The following is a 3948-nucleotide window of genomic DNA, read 5'->3' on the forward strand; positions in this document are numbered from 1 at the left end:
TACAATCACGAGCGGCCGAACACGGCCATTGGTGGCGTACCGCCGAAACAGAAGTTGCCCATCGCGGCATGACCTCTACTTCTGAGCCCCGTTAAAAACGGGGGGACTACCGGGGTACCTACCACGCATTTTCAGCGAACGTGTTAGCACCGACTGCCGCGCTTGATCATTCTTGATCCGCCTCATTTCCGACGTCGATATGCCCTGCCGCCAATAGCCTGACCTCGCCACGCAGGGGGACCATCCCATTTGATCGTGATTCCCGCTCCGGACAGTTTTTCCAGCACATCGATATTTGCAGCCAGTGGTAACAGATGCTCCCATCCACAGTATTCGATGATTGCCTGGGCAGCGTATAGTCCTACACCGGACAGAACGACAGCTTCGATCATTGGAGGTGCGTCTCCACGTGCGCCCAGCACGGCATATGCCCACCACAACCGCCTTGCCCTGAAGTGCCACGTCGACTCCCGGTTGTCGGTAACCCGCTTGAGCGTGCGTGGATATCGCTCGCGGTGCCGGGGCGTGTCCGCGACAGACACAGGGAGCGCTGCGAGCAGGCGCTCCTTCGTCACCTGTTGAGGTTTGCCGGACCGGGCGAGTAACTCGGCGGCGACCGTGTCTACGTGCGCTGCAAAACGCTCGTCGTCCGGTGATGCTGTTTCTGCGGACGACCTTCGGCTCGCTCCGTCCGTTGTCGGCGCTGAGAGCGTTTCAATAAGCCATTTCCGGTCATGCTCGTAGAGCCACGATGTGATGTTTACGCCGACCGGAAATTGAGCCACTTGTAGGGATCGCGCCGACTGAAAACTGAGCCGGGCAATCAACCTATCCTGCTAGTTTTTCTGGCAGGGTGTTTGGGGATGATCCCGATGACCATGATTGGCAAGGTGCGGCGGATGTTCCACCGCCAGAACAAGTCGGTACGCGAGATAGCGCGTCTCACAAGCCTGTCGCGCAACACGATTAGCAAATACCTGAACATGGATGTTCAGGAAGAACCGAAGTATCAGCGGCGCGCGCAGCCGACGCGGTTGACGCCGTTTCATGAGGTGCTGGTGCAGGCGCTCAGTGTCGACGCGCGGCGACTGAAGAAGGAACGCCGCACCGCCTGGATGCTGTTCCAGGAGATCAAGGCTGGCGGCTACGACGGCTGTTACTCGCGGGTGACCGATTTCATCCGGGCCTGGCGGCAAGGCGAAGGCAAGGCGGTTTCGAAGTCGGCGTTTGTGCCGTTGCGATTCGAGCTGGGCGAGGCATTCCAGTTTGACTGGTCTGAGGAAGGACTGGTTGTCGGCGGCATTTACCGCAAGCTCCAGGTGTCGCACATGAAGCTGTGCGCGTCGCGGGCGTTCTGGCTCGTGGCCTACCCAAGCCAGGGTCACGAGATGCTGTTCGACGCGCATACGCGCTCGTTCACGGCCTTCGGCGGGGTGGCCCGTCGGGGCATTTACGATAATATGAAGACGGCGGTCGATAAGGTCCACAAAGGCAAAGGTCGTACGGTCAATCCGCGTTTCGCAGTGATGTGTTCGCACTACCTGTTCGATGCGGACTTCTGCAACGTGGCCAGCGGCTGGGAGAAAGGCGTCATCGAGAAGAACGTGCAGGACAGCCGCCTGCGTATCTGGATTGAGGCGCGTGGGCAACGCTTCGGCAGTTTCGCTGATCTGAATGCATGGCTGGCGACGCGATGCCGGTCATTGTGGGATCAGGTGAAGCATCCTGACTATCGTGAGCTGAGTGTCGCCGACGTGTTCGAGCAGGAACGCGCCCATCTGATGCCGATGCCAACACCGTTTGACGGTTATGTTGAGCGTGCGGCACGAGTCTCGTCGACCTGCCTGGTGGTGATTGGCCGCAATCGCTACTCCGTGCCATGCGAATTCGCAGGCCAGATGCTGAGCACGCGGCTCTATCCTGGCCGTGTCGTGGTGGTGGGCGACGATGCCGTGGTGGCCGAACACGATCGACTGGCCGATGAAGGTCTGGTGCGATATGACTGGCAGCATTACATCCCGCTGATCCAGCGCAAGCCAGGAGCCCTGCGCAACGGTGCACCGTTCCAGGATATGCCCGAGCCGCTGCAACGGCTGCGTCGGGCGTTACTACGCGAGCCAGGTGGTGACCGGGTCATGGCGAAGGTGCTGGCACTGGTTCCGGAAAGCGGTCTGGATACCGTAGTGGTTGCCGTCGAACTCGCATGGGAGCAGGCGCCGCCCTCGGGGCGCGTGAGCGTCGAGCATGTAGTGAACGTGCTGTCGCGCATGCGCAGCGTGCAGATGCCGCCGAAGATCGATACTGCGCTACAACTGACGACACCGCCGCTGGCCGACACATCGCGCTACGACGGGCTGCGCCCGGCACTGCAACAGCCGGAGGACGGTCATGCGTGATCTGATCGTCGAACTCAAACACTTGCGGCTGCACGGCATGGCTGCCGGCTGGGCCGAACTGCTCGAACAGGTGAATGTCGAGGCGGCGTCTTCGCAATGGCTGCTCGAACGGCTGTTGCAGGCCGAGGTCGCGGATCGGGCCGTGCGTTCGGTCAGCCACCAGATGAACGCGGCGAAGTTCCCGGTGCATCGCGACATCGCGGGCTTCGACTTCGATGGCTCGCCGGTCGACCGTCAGCTCGTTGCGCAACTGGCCGCCATGACGTTCACCGAGGGCGCACAGAACCTGGTTCTGGTCGGTGGCCCGGGCTCGGGCAAAACGCATCTGGCGACCGCCATCGGCGTGTCCGGAATCATGCATCACGGCAAGCGGGTGCGCTTCTACTCGACGGTAGATCTGGCCAACGCACTGGAGCAGGAAAAAGCGCAGGGCCGTGCCGGACGGATCGCGGCGAGTCTGCTGCGTCTTGACCTGGTCATTCTGGACGAACTCGGGTATCTGCCCTTCAGCCAGGCCGGCGGGGCGTTGCTGTTCCATCTGTTGAGCCGCTTGTACGAGCACACGAGCGTTGCCGTCACAACAAATCTGGACTTCGCCGAATGGTCCAGTGTATTCGGCGACGCGAAGATGACCACGGCATTGCTGGACCGGCTGACGCACCACTGCCACATCGTGGAGACCGGCAACGAGAGCTACCGTTTCCGGTATAGCAGCGCCAGTGCAAAGAAACGCATCCGCTCGCGTGAAGCGATGCGCAGAGGCGACGGCGCGAACCCCGCCGAATAAGCCTGACGTCGTTCGCCAGCGCAGGGGAATCTGCTACGGGCTACGCCCTCCGCAGAATCCCCTGCGCAACGCGCCCTCATACGCAGGAGGACAACGACCCCGGAAACCCATACACTTATCCACAACCGGTTCTGCTTCAGACCGGTCTCCACTCCGGCTCAAAATTCAATCGGCCCGGTGGCTCAAAATTCCGTCGGCGCGGACACTGCAGAACGCCACTTTGTCGGCAAACGCATTGAACAACGCGTGCCGTGCGCCGTTCCAGCTCGGCCCTTCCAGGCCGACAAAGATGCCCACGATCATGGTCGAGAATACGTCGATCACAACGTAGACGACAGGGCGTCCGATGACCCAATTCCGGTTGTATCGGCTGACCAGATAGATGTCCGCAATGGTCGCGTCGATTTCGAAGCGGTGCCCCGGCCCGTAGACACCGTCGTTGGCCCGCCCGGTCAATCCGCGATGATCCTTCTGCCAGCGCCGCTCGCCCAGGCGTGACCGGCGAACAACCAGATCATCAAATGCCTTCTTCCCCCAGTAGCTGAACTGCCGTTGGCTGGGCAACTGGTGGAGGGGCTTGAGCGTGAGGTCGTCCGTCGATGCGCCAGGCATGACGTGCTCTTCAACGTAGAATCGTCGCAGGGTTCGGTGGTAAGCATCTACCACCGACGCGACCTCGTTGTTCCTGTAGAGGGAGTATCCGATCCGGATGAAGCCTTTGTCGTCCTCACCAAGTATTTTTCCACAGCGCTCGTCGCCCGCAAC

At 61.1% G+C, this 3948-nt stretch carries 3 protein-coding genes and 1 pseudogene; 2 read left to right on the forward strand and 2 right to left on the reverse strand.

Annotated elements, in window-relative coordinates; all coding sequences use genetic code 11:
- Window positions 1-182: 182 nt before the first annotated feature.
- On the reverse strand, window positions 183-392 hold the full coding sequence (locus LPA36_RS29300; RefSeq protein WP_228884010.1) for a hypothetical protein: 210 nt from the start codon (window positions 390-392) through the stop codon (window positions 183-185).
- Window positions 393-872: 480 nt separating this feature from the next.
- Here LPA36_RS29300 and istA point away from each other — a divergent pair, with 480 nt between their 5' ends.
- On the forward strand, window positions 873-2396 hold the full coding sequence (gene istA / locus LPA36_RS29305) for an IS21 family transposase (RefSeq protein WP_228884012.1): 1524 nt from the start codon (window positions 873-875) through the stop codon (window positions 2394-2396).
- Window positions 2389-3183, forward strand: coding sequence for an IS21-like element helper ATPase IstB (gene istB / locus LPA36_RS29310; RefSeq protein WP_228884011.1), 795 nt, complete (start codon window positions 2389-2391; stop codon window positions 3181-3183). Before istA ends, istB begins: the two co-directional genes overlap by 8 nt.
- Before the next feature lie 165 nt (window positions 3184-3348).
- On the opposite strand, the pseudogene LPA36_RS29315 reads toward istB, so the two are convergent.
- Window positions 3349-3948, reverse strand: a pseudogene (locus LPA36_RS29315) (transposase); the annotation flags it as partial.

Origin of the sequence: Paraburkholderia saeva, assembly GCF_907164555.1 — a bacterium.
Classification (GTDB): domain Bacteria; phylum Pseudomonadota; class Gammaproteobacteria; order Burkholderiales; family Burkholderiaceae; genus Paraburkholderia; species Paraburkholderia saeva.

What these genes read in the sequence shown, in the direction of transcription:
- LPA36_RS29300 (WP_228884010.1), bottom strand. Translation starts at nt 392, where the DNA reads ATGATCGAAGCTGTCGTTCTGTCCGGTGTAGGACTATACGCTGCCCAG.
- istA (WP_228884012.1), top strand. Translation starts at nt 873, where the DNA reads ATGACCATGATTGGCAAGGTGCGGCGGATGTTCCACCGCCAGAACAAG.
- istB (WP_228884011.1), top strand. Translation starts at nt 2,389, where the DNA reads ATGCGTGATCTGATCGTCGAACTCAAACACTTGCGGCTGCACGGCATG.